The sequence below is a fragment of the Pseudomonas sp. stari2 genome, from assembly GCF_040760005.1.
Lineage (GTDB): Bacteria > Pseudomonadota > Gammaproteobacteria > Pseudomonadales > Pseudomonadaceae > Aquipseudomonas.
Genome location: NZ_CP099760.1, coordinates 1,116,652 through 1,137,277 on the forward strand (window position 1 = coordinate 1,116,652; position 20,626 = coordinate 1,137,277).

General features: G+C 61.4%; 15 protein-coding genes. 10 read left to right on the forward strand and 5 right to left on the reverse strand.

Going from position 1 to position 20,626, the window contains the following annotated elements:
* Nucleotides 1–98: 98 nt before the first annotated feature.
* A complete protein-coding gene (locus NH234_RS04940) occupies nucleotides 99–602 on the reverse strand; it encodes a hypothetical protein (protein ID WP_367255789.1) in 504 nt (167 codons plus the stop codon).
* 276 nt (nucleotides 603–878) lie between these two features.
* On the opposite strand from NH234_RS04940, the gene NH234_RS04945 reads away from it, so the two are divergent.
* Nucleotides 879–1,178 (forward strand): DUF6388 family protein, encoded by a 300-nt coding sequence (locus NH234_RS04945; RefSeq protein ID WP_085729552.1) that lies wholly within the window; start codon nucleotides 879–881, stop codon nucleotides 1,176–1,178.
* A gap of 51 nt (nucleotides 1,179–1,229) precedes the next feature.
* On the opposite strand, the gene nadC is transcribed toward NH234_RS04945, so the two are convergent.
* On the reverse strand, nucleotides 1,230–2,078 hold the full coding sequence (gene nadC / locus NH234_RS04950; RefSeq protein WP_367255791.1) for a carboxylating nicotinate-nucleotide diphosphorylase: 849 nt from the start codon (nucleotides 2,076–2,078) through the stop codon (nucleotides 1,230–1,232).
* Between the two features lie 254 nt (nucleotides 2,079–2,332).
* Here nadC and NH234_RS04955 point away from each other — a divergent pair, with 254 nt between their 5' ends.
* The 5 genes from NH234_RS04955 (at nucleotide 2,333) to NH234_RS04975 (ending at nucleotide 8,719) form a co-directional block, all read left to right on the forward strand.
* Nucleotides 2,333–4,522 carry a DUF1631 domain-containing protein gene (locus NH234_RS04955; RefSeq protein WP_367255793.1) on the forward strand — a complete coding sequence of 730 codons (2,190 nt, stop codon included), beginning with the start codon at nucleotides 2,333–2,335 and terminating at the stop codon, nucleotides 4,520–4,522.
* Nucleotides 4,523–4,586: 64 nt separating this feature from the next.
* Complete coding sequence (ampD, locus tag NH234_RS04960) at nucleotides 4,587–5,147, forward strand: 1,6-anhydro-N-acetylmuramyl-L-alanine amidase AmpD (protein WP_085729555.1); 561 nt, start codon at nucleotides 4,587–4,589, stop codon at nucleotides 5,145–5,147.
* Nucleotides 5,144–5,977 (forward strand): regulatory signaling modulator protein AmpE, encoded by an 834-nt coding sequence (gene ampE / locus NH234_RS04965; protein ID WP_367255795.1) that lies wholly within the window; start codon nucleotides 5,144–5,146, stop codon nucleotides 5,975–5,977. Before ampD ends, ampE begins: the two co-directional genes overlap by 4 nt.
* A gap of 168 nt (nucleotides 5,978–6,145) precedes the next feature.
* The gene (locus tag NH234_RS04970; RefSeq protein WP_367255796.1) at nucleotides 6,146–8,176 is read left to right on the forward strand and encodes a methyl-accepting chemotaxis protein; all 2,031 of its coding nucleotides are present in this window, start codon (nucleotides 6,146–6,148) and stop codon (nucleotides 8,174–8,176) included.
* Nucleotides 8,177–8,329: 153 nt separating this feature from the next.
* On the forward strand, nucleotides 8,330–8,719 hold the full coding sequence (locus tag NH234_RS04975) for a hypothetical protein (RefSeq protein ID WP_367255798.1): 390 nt from the start codon (nucleotides 8,330–8,332) through the stop codon (nucleotides 8,717–8,719).
* Here the strand turns inward: NH234_RS04975 and NH234_RS04980 are convergent, their stop codons facing one another.
* The gene (locus NH234_RS04980) at nucleotides 8,720–9,496 is read right to left on the reverse strand and encodes a TatD family hydrolase (protein ID WP_367255800.1); all 777 of its coding nucleotides are present in this window, start codon (nucleotides 9,494–9,496) and stop codon (nucleotides 8,720–8,722) included.
* A 3-nt stretch (nucleotides 9,497–9,499) separates the two neighbouring features.
* Nucleotides 9,500–10,495: a catabolite repressor/activator gene (cra, locus tag NH234_RS04985; RefSeq protein WP_367255801.1), complete on the reverse strand. Its 996-nt coding sequence runs from the start codon at nucleotides 10,493–10,495 to the stop codon at nucleotides 9,500–9,502.
* A 306-nt stretch (nucleotides 10,496–10,801) separates the two neighbouring features.
* Between cra and ptsP the strand changes: the two genes are divergently transcribed.
* From ptsP to NH234_RS05005, 4 genes are read left to right on the forward strand one after another with little or no spacing between them, the layout of a single operon-like run.
* A complete protein-coding gene (gene ptsP, locus NH234_RS04990) occupies nucleotides 10,802–13,663 on the forward strand; it encodes a phosphoenolpyruvate--protein phosphotransferase (protein WP_367255803.1) in 2,862 nt (953 codons plus the stop codon).
* Entirely contained in the window at nucleotides 13,663–14,604 is a 942-nt protein-coding gene (gene pfkB, locus NH234_RS04995) for a 1-phosphofructokinase (RefSeq protein ID WP_085729562.1), read from the forward strand. The genes ptsP and pfkB overlap by 1 nt, the downstream gene beginning before the upstream one ends.
* An 11-nt stretch (nucleotides 14,605–14,615) precedes the next feature.
* Nucleotides 14,616–16,349, forward strand: a complete 1,734-nt coding sequence (locus NH234_RS05000; RefSeq protein WP_367255804.1) for a PTS fructose-like transporter subunit IIB — start codon at nucleotides 14,616–14,618, stop codon at nucleotides 16,347–16,349.
* A 59-nt stretch (nucleotides 16,350–16,408) separates the two neighbouring features.
* Nucleotides 16,409–17,950 carry an alkaline phosphatase gene (locus NH234_RS05005; RefSeq protein ID WP_367255806.1) on the forward strand — a complete coding sequence of 514 codons (1,542 nt, stop codon included), beginning with the start codon at nucleotides 16,409–16,411 and terminating at the stop codon, nucleotides 17,948–17,950.
* Between the two features lie 51 nt (nucleotides 17,951–18,001).
* On the opposite strand, the gene NH234_RS05010 is transcribed toward NH234_RS05005, so the two are convergent.
* A complete protein-coding gene (locus NH234_RS05010; protein WP_367255808.1) occupies nucleotides 18,002–20,530 on the reverse strand; it encodes a PepSY domain-containing protein in 2,529 nt (842 codons plus the stop codon).
* Between the last annotated feature and the right edge of the window lie 96 nt (nucleotides 20,531–20,626).

The window sequence follows — 20,626 nt, forward strand, 5'->3', positions numbered from 1 at the left end:
TGATTGAGTACCTTAATTATGCTTGAAACTGTAAAGTGACAATATCTATGGGGCTTTGAGTTATAGGGTTCGATTCCTGTCTCGGGCACCACTGCCATTTATTTCACCTTGCGGCTCAACTCCTCGACGGTGCGTTTGAGCTGATCCATCGCGCGATCCTGCTCGTTGAGCTTCTGCTTCAGGCTGGAGATTTCGCTGTTGTTCGAACTGGAGCTGGAGCCGCTGTTGCGCTTGAGTTCGTCGACCTGACGGCTCAGCGTATCGATCTGACGATCCTGTTCCTTGACCTTGTTCTTCAGATCATCAATCTCTCTGCCGCTGGAGCTTGAGCTGGAACCGCTGCTGCGCTTGAGTTCCTCGATCTGACGCGACTGGTCGTTGACGGTGTCGCGCATCTTTTTCAGTTCTTCGACACCGATACCACTCTTGATCACCACGTCTTTGCCGAAATCGTTGTGAATGGCGGAGATCTGGTCGCCATAGGAGGGGCTGCTGCTACTCAATTCAACGGCCATTGCGCTGGCCGGCAGGGCCAGTGTGCCCAGCAGGGCGGTCAGAGCGGTGGCGGACACAACAGAAGAAATCTTCGAAAAACTGCGCATCACTGGGTTTCCTTGTGAACAGCGAAGGTGAGTGCCGATATGGCACATCGCTACGACTTGGAAATCCGGTTTATGTTCCGCAGGTCAACTTTTTGTGGGAGAGATGTAAAGACCCGTGTAATTCGCTCGCCAAACGTCCTATATTCGCTGTCTGCATGAGCATCGCCCAGCAGTTTTCAGATGATCCCGAATGGTTCCGAAGGCCGGACAATCCGCGTCAGAGAGATCCTTGATGATCCAGATCCATCTTCCATTCTTAAGATCAGCGAGAACGCCATGACTGAATTGACCCAAGAGCAACGCCACGAACAAGCGCTGGAGAAGTACAAACTTGATGCGCCGGAGTTGATGGACGAGATCAAGGACCTGAGTCCCGATGAGCAGAAAGACCAGATCCAATGGGCGTTCGAAGACGAAGCCGAAGCCCAGGGTTTGCAGCCGTGGGAACTGACGCTCAAGTACACCAGCAGCCCTGAAGAGTTCGAGGCCAAGCGCCTGGAGCTGCACAAGGAGGCAGCCGAAGTGCTGGGTGTCGATTGGGAAGAGTACTGCGAGATGAACAATCTGGTGGTCTGAAACAAAAACGCCAGCCTCGAAAGGGCTGGCGTTTTTTAATGCGCGCTCGATTCAGAGGCTCAGACGCATCGACAGGTCCACGGCTTTCACATCCTTGGTCATCGCACCGATCGAGATGTAATCCACCCCGGTTTGGGCAATCGGCAGCAACGTGCTTTCGTTGATGCCGCCGCTGGCTTCCAGCTTCGCCTTGCCGCCGTTCAGGCGTACGGCTTCGCGCATGTCATCGAGGCTCAGTTCGTCGAGCATGATGATGTCGGCGCCGGCCGCCAGCGCTTCCTTCAGTTCATCCAGACTTTCCACTTCAATTTCCACCGGTTTGCCCGGCGCGATCTTGTGCGCGGCGGCAATGGCCTGCGGGATTCCGCCGCTGGCGGCGATGTGGTTTTCCTTGATCAGGAACGCGTCGTACAAACCGATGCGATGGTTATGGCAACCGCCGCAGGTGACCGCATATTTCTGCGCCAGACGCAGGCCCGGCAGGGTCTTGCGGGTGTCTAGCAGTTTCACGTCGGTTTCGGCGACGAAGTCTGCAAGGTATTGCGCGCGGGTGGCCACGCCAGACAGCAATTGCAGAAAGTTGAGGGCGCTACGTTCGCCGGTCAGCAGCGAACGGGCCGGGCCTTCCAGGTGAAACAGCGGCTGGTTCGGTGAAACCCGTTCGCCATCGCGTACCTGCCAGTGCACCGCGACCCGAGGATCGAGCTGACGGAACACCGCGTCGACCCAGGCTGTGCCGCAGATCACGGCAGCGTCACGGGTGATGATGGTGGCTTTGGCCAGGCGTTCGGCCGGGATCAGTTGCGCGGTGATGTCGCCGCTGCCGATGTCTTCGAGCAACGCACGGCGCACGTTGGCTTCGATTTCGGCGGTCAAATCGGCGAGACGTAGATTCGGCATAACGGGCTCCACAAACTAAGTGGCCCGATTATAGGGGCATGGCACCGACCAACCCAAGGCGAGACCTCTGCGTCGACTTGCATCCGGTCGAATTTCTTTGAGCAAACCCGATTTCCGGGTGGTCACTTGAAGGAGTCGGCGCCTAGGGGAAACCCTGACGCCTCTGGCGCCGGAGACAACTTTTGCAAGATAATCCGCCTTGCATTTGACGCCATAGCTTTGACGTCGGCAAATCACCGTTTCAGGAGGCTTGGATGCACAACGACGGGAATGTAGTGCCTTTGCACAAGGCCGCTACCGATCAGGCGACTCACTCGCCGCTCGCCCGCCTGCCTGTGATTCTGCTTCAGGTTCGCGACAAGGCTGCACAGCGCCTGCGCAACGGTTTGCAGGAGCTGTTCGATAACGCCGACGACACGCTGTTCGAAATGGCCGACCGGGCGCGCAACGACGTCGAGCAGAACATCTTTTTTGAAGCGATGCGCGACCTGCGCCTCAAGCGCAAGAACATTGAGCGCGGCTTTCTCGAGCAATTCTTCGAGGCCTTTGTCGGCCTCACTCAAGATAATCCCGCACAAAATGTCGTGTCCCACGCATTGCAGTACGAGGACACCACGGCACGCACCGACGACATGGAGCGCAGTGTCGCCATCGAGACCATGGTCGGCCGCGTACTGAATCGCGACGGTTTCGCCCTTGATCAATTGACCGCGCGATTCAATGCGCTGCTCGGTAAATCCCTGGACGATCAACACAACCCGCTGGGCCCGGCGATGCTGTGTGAGTATTTCCTGCAGGCCGGGCGCAATCTGGGCGTGGAGATCAAGGTCAAACTGATCCTGCTCAAACTGTTCGAGCGCTATGTTCTGGCCGATACCGACCAGCTCTTCGCGGAGGCCAATCAACTGTTGGTCGCTACAGGCGTGTTGCCCGAGCTGAAACCGGCACCGGCCCGTCGCGCCAGGGATCATGCTTCGGCCAGCGTACACAGCGAACTCGACGATCTCGATCAATCCCCGGCGGACGCAGGTGTGCAGGAGGTCTTCGCCGCACTCCAGGAACTGTTGATGCACGTGCGCGGCAGCGTCGCGCCGACTCTTGAGCCGAGCGCGACGACTCAGCCGATTTCCACCCGCGACCTGCTGCGCCTGCTTTCGCATTTACAGCAGTACGTGCCGGCGCTGGCGGGGCAGGAAGACTTCGATCTGCGTAATCAGCTTGAGCAATTGCTGACCCGGGTCAGTGTGAAAAGCGGTAAATCAAGGATCGTCGGTGGCGCCGACGAGGATGTGATCAACCTGGTGGCCATGGTCTTCGACTGTATTCTTGATGACCGAAATCTGCCGGATTCGCTCAAGGCGTTGATCGCCCGGTTGCAGATTCCAATGTTGAAAGTCGCGGTGATCGACAAGAGCTTTTTCAGTCGCAGCAGCCACCCGGCGCGACGTCTGCTCAACGAAATCGCCGAAGCGGCCATGGGCTGGGGTGAATGCGATGGCGATGCGCGCGACAGCCTTTATCTGCGCATCGAGCAAGTAGTGCAGCGTTTGCTGACGGAGTTCGTCGATGATCCGGCGATTTTCTCCGAGTTGCTGGCGGACTTCCTCACCTTTACCAGCGACGAGCGCCGTCGCAGCGAACTGCTTGAGCAGCGTCTGCGTGATGCCGAAGAGGGCCGGGCGAAGACCGAACTGGCCCGCCTGCGTGTCGAACAGGCGTTGAACCAGGCGATGCTCGGCAAAGTCCTGCCGCCGTCGGTGGTGACCTTTGTCCAGGCGGCATGGAGCAAAGTTTTGCTGCTGACGTGCCTCAAACACGGCGATCAGTCCGCCGAATGGCACGCCGACGTGCAGACCATGGAGCAATTGATCTGGAGTGTGCAGCGTCACGAGGATGCCGACTCGGGCCTGCGTCTGCTGTCGCTGGTGCCGGGTCTGCTCAAGTCGTTGCGCGACGGGTTGAGCAGTTCGGCGTTCGATCCATTTGCCACCAGTGAGTTTTTCAGCGCGTTGGAAGCGCTGCACGTTCGATTGCTTCAGCCCTCCGCCGAGCCGGACCAGGCCGAGTCGCCGCCGATGATCCAGGTGTCTCAGGCCATCGTTTTGCAGACCGCCGACGACAATCATCCGGTGTTGGGCCCGGAGCGTTTGCCGGCCGATGACGCGAGCCTGCGTCAGGTTGATCAATTGCGTCTGGGCAGTTGGGTGGCGTTCGAAGAAGATGAAGAACACACCTTGCGCTGCAAACTGGCGGCAATTATCGAGGCGACCGGCAAGTATGTGTTTGTCGACCGTACCGGGATGAAAGTGCAGGAGCGCAATCGCATCGCCCTGGCCATGGAGTTCCGTCGCGGGACGGTGCGGGCGCTGGATGACACCTTGCTGTTCGACCGCGCGCTGGAGTCGGTGCTCGGTAACTTGCGACGGCTCAATCGCGGCAAGTGATCGCGCGCCAGGGGCCGATCACGGCATACTGGGCGCCAACACAGTCGGCGTTGAAGGAATCGGTATGCAGTTGGATCCCGCAAGCGGGTGGTGTCACGGGGTACAGGTCTGCCCCTCGCCCAACTTCAATGAACGCCCGGCGGGCGAAGTGTCTCTGTTGGTCATCCACAACATCAGTCTGCCGCCGGCGCAGTTTGCCACCGGCAAGGTGCAGGAATTTTTCCAGAATCGCCTGGATGTCACGGAGCATCCCTATTTTGCAGGGATCGCCGACCTGCGCGTCTCCGCGCATTTCCTGATCGAACGTGACGGCAAGGTCACCCAGTTTGTCTCCTGTCTTGAGCGTGCCTGGCATGCCGGTGTTTCGGTGTTCGACGGACGGGAAACCTGTAACGATTTTTCCGTGGGCATCGAACTCGAAGGCACCGATGATCTGCCGTTCACCGATGCGCAGTATCAGGCCTTGATCGTGCTGACCCGCCATTTGCAAAAAGCGTTTCCGGCGATCACTGTCGAACGCATCTGCGGGCACAGCGACATCGCACCCGGACGCAAGACCGACCCTGGACCCGCATTCGACTGGGCACGCTACCGCGCCGCCCTGGCACAAGAGGAAGGACAATGAGTTTTCTGGTGTTACTGCTGGCGGTATGGATCGAGAAGTTCTCGGCCTTGCGCCACCGGGTTCAACGCGATGGCGGGTGGATCCGCGAACTGCACAAGCTTGAAAGCGGCAATCTGACAAAACGGCCTTGGTTGGTGCTGGTCATACTGGTGCTGCTGCCGGTGGCGTTGCTGGGTTTGCTGCTGGTAGTGCTGGACCCGGTCGCCTACGGCTTGCTGGCCCTGCCGGTGCATCTGCTGGTGGTGATTTACAGTTTGGGTCGCGGTGATTTGCTCGGCGGTCTGGGCCCGTTCCGCGATGCCTGGCGCCGGGAAGACTTGCAGGCCGCTGCCCATGTGGCCAAACGCGATCTGGATATTTGTGCCGAAAGTGGCGAGCAATTGTTGGAACAAGTGCAGCGCCATCTGTTGTGGCAGGCGTATCAGAGCTTCTTTGCAGTGATTTTCTGGTACTTCCTGCTCGGCCCGGTTGCCGCGCTGAGCTATCGCCTGCTGGCGCTGGCTGAAGAAAACGCACAGAACCCGGCACTGGCCGAGCGGGCAGGGCAACTGCGGCACGCGTTCGACTGGGTGCCGGTACGCCTGCTGGCGGCGAGTTTCGCCCTCGTCGGCAACTTTGTTGCGGTCAGCCGGGTCATGCTGCATGAACTGTTGAACTGGAACATCAGCGCCGCGCAATTGATCAACAAGGTCGGCCTGGCTGCCGGGGAAATCCCGTCCGCCGCCGTCGGCCCGGAAGGCATCAATACCCTCGATTGCCTGTGGGAACTGCTGCTGCGTGCTGCCGTGTTGTGGTATGCCGGATTTGCGCTGTGGACGGTGTTGCACTAGCAGTTCTAGCGCCCATCCGCGTGGTGAGGGGGGCAATCCCCCTCGTTAACCTTAAGTTACAAAACCTCCCTTCGATTTGAGCTATACAGAGATAGCGCCCGATAGTGGCTATCTGCTTTCGCCCCGCGCCTGCCAATAAAAACAAGAAAAAACCAAGGGAGACTTCCAGTGAAGAGCTTGCTCTATCCCGCCGTCTCGCTGATGAACCGCTTGAGCTTCGGCATGAAGTTCAGCTTGATCAGCGTGCTGTTCCTGGTACCGATGCTGGTGACCAACTTTTATCTGGTGCGCGATTCCTATCGCGAATTCCAGGGCACCCGGGTGGAGTTGCAAAGCCTCGACCTGCTGGGCAGCAGCCTGACCCTGCGCCGGGATCTGGAAACCCTCAACAATCTGGTGCAGATCAACGTCACCCTTGGCCAGTCGGGCAAGGCCGGCAATGTCGAAGCGCAAATCACCGGGCTGGAAAAAACCGTGCTGGTGCGCCTGCAAGGGCTGACGGCCATGACCGAGGACCCGGAGCAGATCAAGGTCTTCGATGCCAAGCGCGATGAGATGATTACCGCGTTCAAGGCCCAGCAAGTGGAAAGCTCCCTGCAAAGCAAAAGTGCGCTGATCGGCAAGCTGCTCGGCAGCGCACAGATTTTCAGCCAGATCATCGCCAGCCAGGCCGGTCTGAGCCGCGACACCCAGAGCGATATCCGTCAACTCAGCGAACTGGTCACTGCGATCACACCAGCCATCACTCAGACCCTCGGTGAAGGCCGGGCCGTAGGCTCATTCTCGTTGGGGCAGGGTTTTCTCAACAGTTCCTCCAGCACCCGGTTCGATGAGCTGCTGGCACAGATCGAAAAACTCCAGGGCGAGTACGGGCTGAAACTGCAGGATGCACTGGGCTCAAGCAAAGCCGCGCGGGACTCGCTGAGTACCGTGGCCGATGTCAGCAAGGCCTCGCTGAAGCAGGCCAGCGAAATATTCGAAGAGCAAGTGGTGGTCGCCGAGACCCTTGATGCGCCGTGGCAGGCTTTTTATGATCAGGTCACGGGCCTGATGGACCGGACATACCAACTCAACGAAGCCACCCTGAAATTCCTCGATACCCAATTGCAGCAACGTCTGGCGCAGAACCGCACGCACATGGTGTTGCAGGCTGTGGCGCTGTCGGTGGTGTTCGTGCTGATTTTCTACCTCTATGGCGGCTTCTACGCCTCGACCCGCAACACGCTTAAACGCCTGGGCGCGATGATGGACAAGGTCGCCGCCGGGGACATGACGGTCAACTTCGTAGCCCATAGCCGCGATGAACTGGGCGAGCTGGGCGAGGTGTTCAATGGCACGGTGCGCAAGATCCACGACCTGATCGAGCGGGTCGGGCATACCGTCGGCGAAGTCGAGCGTCAGGCCGGGCAAGTGGAAAACGTCTCGGCGCAAAGCAATCAGGCCGTGGCCGGACAGCGCACTCAGATCGAACAAGTGGCTACGGCCATGAACCAGATGTCGGCCACTTCGCTGGAAGTCGCGCGCAGTGCGGCGGCTGCGGTCAGCAGCGCCCACAGCGTCAACGATGAAACCATCAGCGGACGTGGCCTGGTGGAGTCGCAGCAGGGCAGCATCGCAGCACTGGCCAGTGAGATCGATCAGTCGGTGTTGGTGATCAACCAGTTGGCCAGCGACAGCCAGTCGATCAGCCGAGTGCTGGAGGTGATCAAGAGCATTGCCGAGCAGACCAATCTGTTGGCCCTCAACGCGGCGATCGAGGCCGCGCGTGCCGGGGAACAAGGACGAGGTTTTGCGGTAGTGGCGGACGAAGTACGGACCCTGGCCAAACGTACTCAGCAATCGACCGAAGAAATCGAGCAGATGATCGCCAAGCTGCACGGCGGGGTCGGTGCAGCGGTGAAGGCCATGGGCGTTAGCCATCAGATGGCCAATGGCACCGTCGGGCAGTCGGAAAAGGTCCAGCAGGCCCTGGAAAACATCCTCGGTGCGGTAGGCATGATCGTCGATCAGAACCAGCAGATCGCCGCTGCCGTGGAGCAGCAGACCGCTGTCGCCCATGACATCGACCAGAACATCGTCGAGATCAACCGTGCCGGTGAGCGCACGGCCGAAGGGGCCTATCAGACCGAAAACGCCAGTCGGGCACTGTCGGCGCAGGTGGTTGAGTTGAAACAGTTGATCAGCGCCTTCCGGGTTTAATCAGCCTGTCTCTCCGGAGGCAGGTTTGTCGGAATAATTTGTAGTACTTATTTGCTTACTTTTGTAAGCCATTTCCTGATTTCCTCCGGGCTCTGATTTTTCGTCTTCAATGGATCAAGATCACGTCAACTGACCGTTTGGAGGAGGCCACACATGTCTGTTGCAACCCTGGGAGTCCAGGGCCGCTGTGCCCATTGCCAGACCACGCTGCTGCTCAAACCCTGGCAACTGAATGCCATTGCGATCAATGAACCGTTCACCTGTGCCCACTGCCAGAAGGCCCTGGAGCTGCGTTGCCCGAAACAGATCAGACGTTTCAGATCCCTCGATTCGCTGGGCCTGTTGCGCTTCAGCGCATCGTTGACAGTGTGTACCGCGTTGCTGGTGGCGCTGGTGATGGAATGGATCGGGCTGCTCAACGTGACCGAACAGTTGAATGCCTCATTGATCGTGATTTTCGTGTACTTCGCGCTGATGCGTTTTGTTCACCGCCGTCAGCACATGACCCTGACGCTCGATGCGGTGAAGGCCCACGGCGAATGACTACCAGCCGAATACTTCGCAGCAATTGACGGTGCTTGCCTCGGCGAGCTCTTCTGCACTGACGCTCATCAATCCCGCAAGCGCCGTACAGATCGCCGGCAGATGTGCCGGTGTATTGCGTACGCCGGGGTACATGGCGGGCGCCATGTCCGGTGAGTCGGTTTCAAGCACCACCGAACTCAGTGGCAAGTCAGCCAGCACCCGATGCATTCGCAAGGCCTGGGGCCAGGTCGGAGCACCGCCGAGACCCAGTTTGAAACCGAGCTTGATGTATTCCCGCGCCTCTTCACGACTGCCGGCGAAGGCATGGATGATGCCCCCGCGCTTGAGCTTGAAGCGCTTGAGCGTGGCAATCACCGCCGCATGGCTGCGCCGCACATGAATCAACGCCGGTAACTCGAAATCCGCTGCCATTTGCAGTTGTGCGTCGAACAGCGCTTGCTGGCGTTCGCGGTCGAGTGTTTCGATGAAGTAATCCAGTCCGATTTCGCCGACAGCGCACAGTTGCCGATGACCGCGCAGCCGCGTCAGCCAATCGACCAAAGCAGGCAGGTCTTCAGGCCGATGCTGATCGAGATACACCGGGTGCAAGCCAAAAGCGGCGTACAACTCGGGATCGCTTTGCACCAGATCCCACACTCGCTGCCAGTTGCCCTCATACACCCCCAGCACCACCATCCGCCGCACCCCGAGGGCGCGGCTTTCAGCCAGTAACGCCGCACGGTCGGCGTCGAAGTCGGGAAAGTCCAGGTGGGTGTGGCTGTCGATCAGCTCCACGGCTCAGTCCCGGTGAATACGTTGCTTGAAGGTGCGGGCGATGGCCTGCACGCCAGGCTGGTAGTCCGATTGCTCGACCGCCGCCAGCGCGAGTGCCAGCGCCTTGTCGGCGATCAACTGGTGTTGCTGGGCCATGGCGTTGACCGGCAGCGGCAGGAAGTCCAGCAACTGGGTGTCACCAAACGTGCCGAGGCGCAGTGGGCGGTTTTTCAGCGGGAAGTCATGCAGCGCATCGAATACACCCTGCAACAGCACGTAGGACGTGGTGACCAGCGCATCCGGCAAATGCCCGAGGCGTTGCAGGAGTTCTTCCATCAATTGCTTGCCGCACTCGCGGCTGAAGGACTCGGCGTGCTCGATCAGCACTTCGCCCTTGAAGCCGGCGAGGGCCTGTTTGAACCCGGCGGTACGTTCCTGGCTGATGCTCAGATCGGGACGGGCGCCCAGCAGCACGATCTGTTTCGGTTGCGGGTCGAGCAGGCTTTCGGTCAGATGCAGACTGGCTTCGCGGTCATCGCTGACCACCGAGCAGAAATGTTCGGGGTCCATCACCCGGTCGATGGCAATGATCGGCAAACCCTTGGCCTGCAACTGGCGATAGCTGTCGTCACCGGCCGGCAGGCAACTGGCGACGATCAACGCATCGCAGCGCCGGGCGCGAAACAGTTGCAGCAGTTGCCGTTCGCTGTCCGGCGCATCGTCGGAACTGGCGATCAACAACTGATAACCGCGTTCCCGCGCACCTTGCTCCAGCAATTTGGCGATCCGCGCGTAACTGGGGTTTTCCAGGTCCGGCAGGATGAAGCCAAGGGTCCGGGTGTGTCGACTGCGCAACCCGGCCGCTTGTGGATTGGGAGTAAAGCCGTGCTGATCGACGATCGCCCGCACTCGCTCGACGGTCGCATTGCTGATGCGTTGCTGTTCGGCCTTGCCGTTGATGACGTAGCTGGCGGTGGTCACGGACACTCCGGCCAACCGCGCGATATCACTGAGTTTCAACCCGGGATTTCCTTGTTTTTTCGAGCTTGCCGCCACATTTTCGCCAATCCTACCCGATTCAGGCAGGCGACCATTGTCGCAGCGCATCCGACAAGTTGGACTTCAAGGATGAGACATTATCGAGTAACGTGCCGATCAATCTAGATTAAACGTTTCAGCAAGCGTATTTTCTACGTTTTAGACGCCTTTGGCCGGTTCTGCCGTGAAACCGCCAAAACTGCCTCCTGAAAGGGAAGCCTACAAGCGCCTAAGCTGCAACCATTCAAAACAATACCTGGCATTGAACAGTGCCAAAAAGGAGATCGCATGCTCGAGCTCACTGTAGAGCAGATATCCATGAGCCAATCGGCTGTGGATAAACCCGCCGCCCTGCAATTGCTGGCCAGTCACCTGGTCGCTGATGGTCTGGTCGCCGACGGATACCTTGCCGGGCTGCAGGCCCGGGAGGCTCAGGGCTCGACCTTCCTCGGTCAAGGCATTGCGATCCCCCATGGCACGCCCGAAACCCGCGATCAGGTGTTTGCCACCGGCGTGCGGCTGATGCAGTTTCCCGACGGCGTGGACTGGGGTGACGGCCAGATCGTCTATCTGGCCATCGGTATCGCGGCCAAATCCGACGAACACCTGCGCCTGCTGCAATTGCTGACCCGTGCCCTCGGCGAGACCGATCTGGGCCAGGCCCTGCGTCGTGCGAGTTCGCCTGAAGCGCTGCTGAAACTGCTGCAAGGTGCGCCGCAAGAGCTGGCGCTGGATGCGCAGATGATCGGTCTCGGGGTCTCCGCCGACGATTTCGAAGAGCTGGTCTGGCGCGGTGCACGTCTGCTGCGCCAGGCCGATTGCGTGAGCAACGGTTTCGCCGGTGTATTGCAGCAAGTCGAAGCGCTGCCGCTGGGCGATGGTCTGTGGTGGCTGCACAGCGAGCAGACCGTGAAGCGTCCGGGTCTGGCGTTCGTCACCCCGGACAAACCGATGCGTTACCTCGGCCAGCCGCTCAGCGGTCTGTTCTGTCTGGCCAGCCTCGGTGAAGCGCATCAGGCGTTGCTCGAGCGGTTGTGCGCGTTGCTGATCGAAGGTCGCGGCCATGAACTGGGTCGCGCCACCAGCAGCCGAAAAGTCCTCGAAGTGCTTGGCGGTGAGTTGCCGGCCGATTGGCCGAGCGCCCGGATTGCACTGGCCAACGCCCATGGCTTGCATGCGCGGCCAGCGAAGATTCTCGCGCAACTGGCGAAAAGCTTCGAAGGTGAAATCCGCATCCGCATCGTCGATGGTCAGGACAGTGCGGTATCGGTGAAGAGCCTGAGCAAACTGCTGAGCCTCGGCGCCCGTCGCGGTCAGGTGCTGGAAATCATCGCCGAGCCGAACATCGCCGCCGACGCCTTGCCGGCCTTGCTGGCGGCCATCGAAGAAGGCCTGGGCGAAGAAGTCGAGCCGCTGCCGACCGTGAGCGAGCAACACGAAGTGATCGCGGATATCGCCGAAGTCCTGAGCGCCCCGACCTCCGGCAGCCTGCTGCAAGCGATTCCCGCAGCGCCGGGGATCGCCATAGGCCCGGCGCACATTCAGGTCCAGCAAACCATCGATTACCCGTTGCGTGGCGAGTCCGCCGCCATCGAGCGCGAACGTCTGAAAAACGCTCTGGTCGAGGTGCGTCAGGACATTCAGGGCCTGATCGAACGCAGCAAGGCCAAGGCGATCCGCGAGATTTTCATCACCCATCAGGAAATGCTCGACGACCCGGAACTCACCGACGAAGTCGACACCCGCCTCAAGCAGGGCGAAAGCGCCGAAGCGGCGTGGATGGTCGTGATCGAGGCCGCTGCGAAACAACAGGAGGCGTTGCAGGACGCCTTGCTCGCCGAACGTGCTGCCGATCTGCGTGACATCGGGCGTCGGGTGCTGGCGCAACTGTGCGGCGTGCAGACGCCTGCCGAGCCTGAGCAACCGTACATTCTGGTGATGGATGAGGTCGGTCCGTCCGACGTGGCGCGGCTGGATCCGGCGCGGGTCGCGGGGATTCTCACTGCCCGTGGTGGCGCTACCGCTCACAGCGCCATCGTGGCCCGCGCATTGGGGATTCCGGCGCTGGTCGGTGCGGGCGCAGCGGTATTACTGCTGAAACCGGGCACATCATTACTACTCGATGGCCAGCGCGGGCGTCTGCATGTCGATGCCGATACCGCGACCCTGCAACGTGCCACGGAAGAACGCGACACCCGCGAACAACGCCTGAAAGCCGCCGCCGAACAACGTCACCAACCGGCGCACACCACCGACGGCCACGCCGTGGAAGTGTTCGCCAACATCGGTGAAAGCGCCGGTGTCACCAGTGCGGTGGAGCAGGGCGCCGAAGGCATCGGCCTGCTGCGCACCGAGCTGATTTTCATGGCTCACCCGCAGGCGCCGGACGAGGCGACTCAGGAAGCCGAATACCGTCGCGTCCTCGACGGCCTCGCCGGGCGGCCGCTGGTGGTGCGAACCCTCGACGTCGGCGGCGACAAACCGCTGCCGTATTGGCCGATCGCCAAGGAAGAAAATCCGTTCCTCGGTGTGCGCGGGATTCGCCTGACCTTGCAGCGTCCGCAGATCATGGAAGCGCAGTTGCGCGCCTTGCTGCGTTCGGCGGACAACCGTCCATTGCGGATCATGTTCCCGATGGTCGGCAGCGTCGACGAGTGGCGTCAGGCCCGCGACATGACCGAGCGACTGCGCCTGGAAATCCCGGTCGCCGACCTGCAACTGGGGATCATGATCGAAGTGCCGTCCGCCGCGTTGCTGGCGCCGGTGCTGGCCAAAGAAGTGGACTTCTTCAGCGTCGGCACCAACGACCTGACCCAATACACCCTGGCCATCGACCGTGGTCATCCGACCCTGTCCGCCCAGGCGGACGGCCTGCACCCGGCGGTGCTGCAACTGATCGACATCACCGTGCGCGCGGCCCATGCCCATGGCAAATGGGTCGGTGTGTGTGGCGAGCTGGCGGCGGATCCGCTGGCGGTGCCGGTGCTGGTCGGCCTCGGTGTGGATGAACTGAGCGTCTCCGGGCGCAGCATCGCCGAGGTCAAGGCACGCATCCGCGAACTCAGCCTGACCCAGGCGCAAACCCTTGCTCAACAAGCCCTGGCCGTGGGCAGCGCCAATGAAGTGCGCGCATTAGTGGAGGCCCTGTAATGGCCAAGATTCTTACCCTGACCCTCAACCCCGCGCTGGACCTCACGGTGCAGTTGCCACGTCTGGAACCCGGTCAGGTCAATCGCAGCGACGAGATGCACACCCATGCCGCCGGTAAAGGCGTGAACGTCGCGCAGGTGCTGGCTGATCTTGGTCATCAACTGACCGTCAGCGGATTCCTCGGCGAAGACAATTTGCAGGCGTTCGAAACCCTGTTCGCCAAGCGTGGTTTTGTCGACGCCTTCATCCGCGTGCCAGGCGAAACCCGCAGCAATATCAAGGTCGCGGAACAGGACGGGCGAATCACCGACATCAACGGTCCGGGGCCGGTGGTGGGCGTGGTGGCGCAACAGGCATTGCTGGATCGACTGGTGCAGATCGCGCCGGGGCATGACGCGGTGGTGGTTGCCGGCAGTCTGCCGCGCGGAGTCAGTGCGAAATGGTTGCGCGAGTTGATCGAACGCCTGAAGGGCCAGGGCCTGAAAGTCGCGCTGGACACCAGCGGCGAAGCATTGCGCACGGCGCTGAAGGCCGGCCCGTGGCTGATCAAACCGAATACCGAAGAGCTGGCCGATGCACTCGGCTGTGAAGTGGTGTCCCACGCGTCACAGGCAGAAGCGGCCAATCGGCTGCACGCTCAAGGCATTGAGCATGTGGTGATCTCCCACGGCGCAGAAGGTGTGAACTGGTTCAGTGTCGGCTCGGCGTTGCATGCCACGCCTCCGAAGGTCAGCGTCGCCAGCACGGTCGGTGCCGGTGATTCATTGCTGGCCGGCATGCTCCATGGTCTGCTCAGCGCCGATACGCCGGAACAGACCCTGCGCACGGCCACGGCGATTGCGGCGCAGGCGGTGACCCAGATCGGTTTCGGAATTCACGATGCTGCGCAACTGACGCAGCTCGAACAGGGCGTGCGCGTGCGTCCCCTGACAGAACAATAAGAGGGTTTGTCATGAAATTAGCCATTGTCACGGCCTGCCCGAACGGCATGGTCACCAGTGTGCTGTGCGCCCGGCTACTGGATGCCGCAGCGCAGCGTCAGGGCTGGAGCACCAGCGTCGAAGTGGTGGATGCGGCGCACCCGGAACGCGAGTTGTCGGCGGCCACCATCGAGGCCGCCGAGTGGGTCTTGCTGGTGGCCACTGGACCTGTGGACATGACCCGGTTTATCGGCAAGAAAGTCTTCCGGATCGCGCCGGCGCAGGCCCTGCAGGATGTCGAAGGCGTGCTGCGGCGCGGCACCGTCGAGGCCGAGGTTTACGTCGCTGCCGAAACGCCGCCCGTGGTTGCCAGCGCCCAAGCGCCGCGCCTGGTCGCTGTCACTGCATGCCCGACTGGCGTCGCCCACACCTTCATGGCCGCCGAAGCCTTGCAGCAAGCCGCCAAGCGTCTGGGCTACGACCTGCAAGTCGAAACCCAGGGCTCGGTCGGCGCGCGAAACCCGCTGAGCGCAGCGGCGATTGCCGAGGCTGACGTGGTGCTGCTGGCGGCTGACATTGAGGTCGCCACTGAGCGTTTCGCCGGCAAGAAAATCTACCGCTGCGGCACCGGGATTGCGTTGAAGCAATCTGAAGCCACGCTGAAAAAAGCCTTGGCCGAAGGCAAGCAGGAAAGTGCCGCGAGCGACGGCAAGGCCCCGGCCAAACAGGAGAAAAGCGGCGTCTACAAACACCTGCTGACCGGCGTGTCGTTCATGCTGCCGATGGTAGTGGCGGGCGGTCTGATGATCGCGTTGTCGTTCGTGTTCGGCATCACCGCGTTCAAGGAAGAAGGTACGCTGGCGGCGGCGCTGATGCAGATCGGTGGCGAGACCGCGTTCAAATTGATGGTGCCGTTGCTGGCCGGTTACATCGCCTGGTCGATTGCCGACCGTCCGGGCCTGGCGCCGGGAATGATTGGCGGTTTGCTGGCGAGTACGTTGGGCGCCGGGTTCATCGGCGGGATCGTCGCCGGTTTCATTGCCGGTTATGCGGCGAAGCTGATCAGTCGTTATGTGGCGTTGCCGCAAAGTCTGGAAGCGCTGAAACCGATTCTGATCATCCCGCTGTTCGCCAGCCTGATCACCGGGCTGGTGATGATTTACGTGGTCGGCAAACCGGTGGCCGGGATGCTCGCGGCGCTGACGCACTTCCTCGACAGCATGGGCACCACCAACGCGATCCTGCTGGGTGTGTTGCTGGGCGGCATGATGTGCGTCGACCTCGGCGGGCCGATCAACAAGGCTGCCTACGCGTTCTCGGTGGGGCTGCTGGCCTCGCAGAGTTATGCACCGATGGCCGCGACCATGGCCGCCGGGATGGTGCCGCCGATTGGTCTCGGCATCGCCACCTTCATCGCCCGGCGCAAGTTCGCCCAGACCGAGCGCGAGGCGGGTAAGGCGGCGCTGGTGCTGGGTTTGTGCTTCATCTCCGAAGGGGCGATTCCGTTTGCCGCAAAAGACCCGTTGCGGGTGATCCCGGCGAGCATTGCCGGCGGTGCGCTGACCGGTGCGCTGTCGATGTACTTCGGCTGCAAGCTGATGGCGCCCCACGGTGGACTGTTTGTGCTGGCGATCCCGAATGCGATCAACCATGCGCTGCTGTACCTGCTGGCCATCGTTGCGGGCAGCCTGCTGACGGCAGTGGTGTATGCGCTGGTCAAGCGGCCGGAAGCGGTCGAGCTGGCGCTGGAGCCGGCCAACGTCTGAGGTGTCACACCCGCTTCATCTGGTGATGGTTAAGTTTTCCTTTTTTCAGGGAGAACAGCATGAGCGATTTCAACCTCGGTCGCCGGCGTGTGATGCAAGTGGTCGGCGCCGGTTTGCTGATGCCGGGGCTGGCCCCGGTAGTCATTGCTTCGGCCAAGGATCGACCACAACTCACCGATGGCGTGCAGTCCGGCGACCTGCAGGGCGACCGGGTGATGATCTGGAGCCGCAGCGACCGCCCGGCGCGGATGGTGGTGGAATGGGACACCCGCAGTCAGTTCCGCCATCCGCGGCGCGTCATCTCCGCGCTGGCCGATGCCCGCAGCGATTTCACCGCCCGCGTCGAGCTCACCGGATTGCCCGCGGATCAGGCGATTTTCTATCGCGTGTATTTCAAGGACGCCCAGACCGGCGTCGCCAGTGAGCCGTGGCTCGGCCATTTGCGCAGTGCGCCGATGGCGCGGCGCAATCTCCGTTTTGTCTGGAGCGGCGACACCGTCGGCCAGGGCTTCGGCATCAACCCCGATATCGGCGGCATGCGCATCTATGAAGCCATGCGCATGCGCCTGCCGGACTTCTTTATCCACAGCGGCGACACCATCTACGCCGACGGCCCGGTGCCGGCGCAACTGACCACCGAAGGTGGCCGCGTGTGGCGCAACCTCACCACGGAAGCCAAGAGCAAGGTCGCCCAGACCCTCGACGATTATCGCGGTAATTACCGCTACAACCTGATGGATGAAAACATCCGCCGCTTCAACGCCGAAGTGCCGCAGATCTGGCAGTGGGACGACCATGAAGTGGTCAACAACTGGTCGCCGGGCAAACAGCTCGACGAGCGCTATCAGGAAAAAGATATCCACACCCTGGTCGGGCGCGCGCGTCAGGCCTGGCTCGAATATTCGCCGATGCGCCGTCAGGCAGCGGACGGTGGCGGGCGGATCTATCGCAAGCTGAGCTACGGGCCGATGCTCGATGTGTTCGTGCTCGACATGCGCAGCTATCGCGGCGCCAATGACGACAATCTTGGGGCGGAAAAACCGTTCCTCGGGCGCGAGCAACTGAACTGGCTCAAGCGCGGATTGAAGGCCTCGAAAGCCCAGTGGAAAGTCATCGCTGCTGATATGCCGATCGGTCTTGGCGTGCCGGACGGTGAAGTCAGCCCCGGCGTGCCGCGTTGGGAAGCGGTGGCCAACGGAGATCCCGGCCCGGCTCAGGGTCGAGAGCTGGAAGTCGCGGAATTGCTCGGGTTCCTGCGCGCACATCAGGTGCGCAATTTCGTGTTCCTGACGGCGGACGTGCATTACTGCGCGGCGCATCACTATCACCCGGATCGCGCGGCGTTCCAGGATTTCGAACCGTTCTGGGAGTTTGTCGCGGGGCCCTTGAACGCCGGCAGTTTCGGACCCAATCCGCTGGACAAGACCTTTGGCCCGGAAGTGGTGTTCCAGAAAGCGCCGCCGACGCAGAACGCCTCGCCGTTTGCCGGGTTTCAGTTTTTTGGCGAGGTGAATATCGAAGGGCAGAGCGGGGAGATGAGCGTGGTGTTGCGGGATCTGAACGGGGTGGCGGTGTTTGAGCAGAAGCTGCAGCCGACCTGAGTTCAGCGCAAACAAACTGTGGGAGCTTGCTCCCACAGTTGTCATGTGTGGTCAGTAAACGTCGCGACGATAGCGACCCTGTTCGATCAGGCGTTCGACTTCTTCGGCGCCGAGGATGTCATGCAGCGCCAGGTCGACGCCCGAGGCCATCCCTTGCAGGCTGCCGCAGATGTAGATCACGGCACCGTCCGCCAGCCATTTCTTCAGTTCACCAGCTGATTCGCGCAAGCGGTCCTGCACGTAGATCTTCTCGGCCTGATCCCGGGAGAACGCCAGATCGAGACGTTCCAGATCGCCATTGATCAACCACTCTTCCAGCTCCGCACGGCAGAGGAAATCGTGCTCGCGATTGCGCTCGCCAAACAGCAGCCAGTGACGCTGTTGGTTGTCGGCAATCCGCGCCTTGAGCAAGCTGCGAAGCCCGGCGAGGCCGGTGCCGTTGCCCAGCAAAATCATCGGCACCGGAGCGTTCGGCAGATGGAAACCGCTGTTGCGGCGCACGCGAAGGCTGATGCTGCCGCCGACCGGAGCATGCTCGGTCAGCCAGCCGGAACCGATGCCGAGACGACCGTCGGCATGCTGTTCCTGACGCACGATCAGCTCCAGCACGCCGTCGGCGGCAATCGAGGCGATCGAGTATTCGCGCATGGCCAGCGGCACCATTGCATCGACCAGTGCCTGAGCATGCAGGCCCACCAGATGGGCGCGGTGCTCGGGCAGTTGGCGGGTGGCGAGGGCGACTTCCAGCGACTCTTCCAGGCCGTTGACCTTGACGCTGGTTTCACCACGGATGCCGAGACCGTCGAGGAAGTGCTCGATGGCCCACGGGCAGTTGCGCGGCAGCACTTCCACCAGATCGCCGGCCAGCCAGCTGCGGGAGATCGGTGCGGTCAAACCGAGCAGGAAGACGGGCGCGCCGCTGCTGTCCGGGTTCATCAGCTCGCGGCGTACCAGCGTCCAGTTTTCGTAGCTCGGCGCCTGCCAGGTGTCGACCGGCGCTTGTCCGGTGATTTGGCCCAGCTGTGTCTGCCAGTGACGCAGCGCGTAAGGATCACCGCTGTCGACTTCCACCGGGGCGAACAGGGTCTTGCCACCATGCTCGCCCAGCCATTGATGAAGGCGCCGGGCGAAACCGCAGAAGTGCTGATACTGACGGTCACCGAGGCCGAGTACGGCGTAGTTGAGGCTGTCGAGGGTCGAGGCGTTCTTCAACACCTTGCGCTCGAAACCGCGAGCGCTGTCCGGCGCTTCGCCGTCGCCGAAGGTGCTGACCACGAACAGCGCGTTGTTCGATTCGCGCAAATCTTGCTCGCTGACATTGGCCAACGGCTGAACCTTCACCGGCAATCCGGCCGCCTGCAACTGGCCGGCGGTCTGCCAGGCGAGTTGCTCGGCAAAACCGCTCTGGCTGGCGAAGCCGATCAGCCACGCCGGGCCATCTCCGGCCGGTTGTTCGAGACCCTGACGGGCATCCTTGATCTGCTTTTTCTTGCGCCGACGATCCAGGTACAGCAACCATCCGGTGATGAAGAACAGCGGCATCAACACCGCCGCGACCGTCACGATGATTCGCCCCACCAGACCGAAATAGCTGCCGACATGAAGCGCATAAATACTGGTCAGCAGTTGCGCCTTGAAGCTTTTGTCAGCGTAGCGGTCGACCCGTTTGACGACACCGGTGGCCGGGTCGAGGGTGATCTGGTTCAGCGCGCGCTCGTGGGGCGAGTTGTCGAGCAGGTAGAACACGGTCGCCGGTTGGTCGGCCACTGGCGGCATGCGGATGTTGTAGGAGGCGAGGCCTGGACCTGCGGCACTGTAGATGCTGATCCACATGGCTGCGTAATCGGCAGTCGGCGCCGGACCTTCGGGAGCCGGGCCACGGCCGCCGCGCACGCGCTCGTTCTGCGGCGCATCCGACAGCAGTTTCGTCAGGCCTTTGTTGTACCACTCGTAGGACCAGGACAATCCGGTCAGCGCCAGCAACAGGTAAACCAACATGCACCAGGTGCCGAACACCGAGTGCAGGTCCCAGTTGAAGCTGCGGCCCTTTTTCTTCCAGTCGAGGGTCAGCCACACACGCCAGCTGTTCCACTGGCGCGGCCAGCGCAGATAGAGGCCGGACAGGCAGAAGAACAGCAGCATCAGGGTGCAGGCGCCGGTGATGTTGCGGCCGGTATCGCCCATGGCGAGGAACCGGTGCAGTTGCAGCATCAGGCCGAAGAAATCCTGGCCGGTGGCCTCGCCCTTGAACTCGGCGGTGTAGGGATCGAAGTAACGCATCTCGCCACGACGCTCACCTTTGGGCGGGGTGAACCAGACGCGGCCGGCGCTGCCGCTTTCGGTCTCGACCGAGAGCATCGAGACTTTCTTGCCCGAGGCCGCTTCGATCTGCGCCACCAACTCGGCGGGCGGCAGGACGCCGGCGACCTGTTTCTCCACCTGCAACACGGAGGGGTTGAGGGCTTTGAGAATTTCGTCCTGAAACGAATAGGCAGCGCCGGTGATGCCCATCAGGGCCAGCACCAGCCCGGCAGTGATGCCAAAAAACCAGTGCAACTGGAACAGGGTTTTCTTCAACACGTCGCTTGCCTTGTCCGTTCGGAAATTGTGTTCACGGCGTGCATTATGCCGTGGCTTATCGAGAAACGTTCTTTATTACGCACAAAAGCCCCGCTC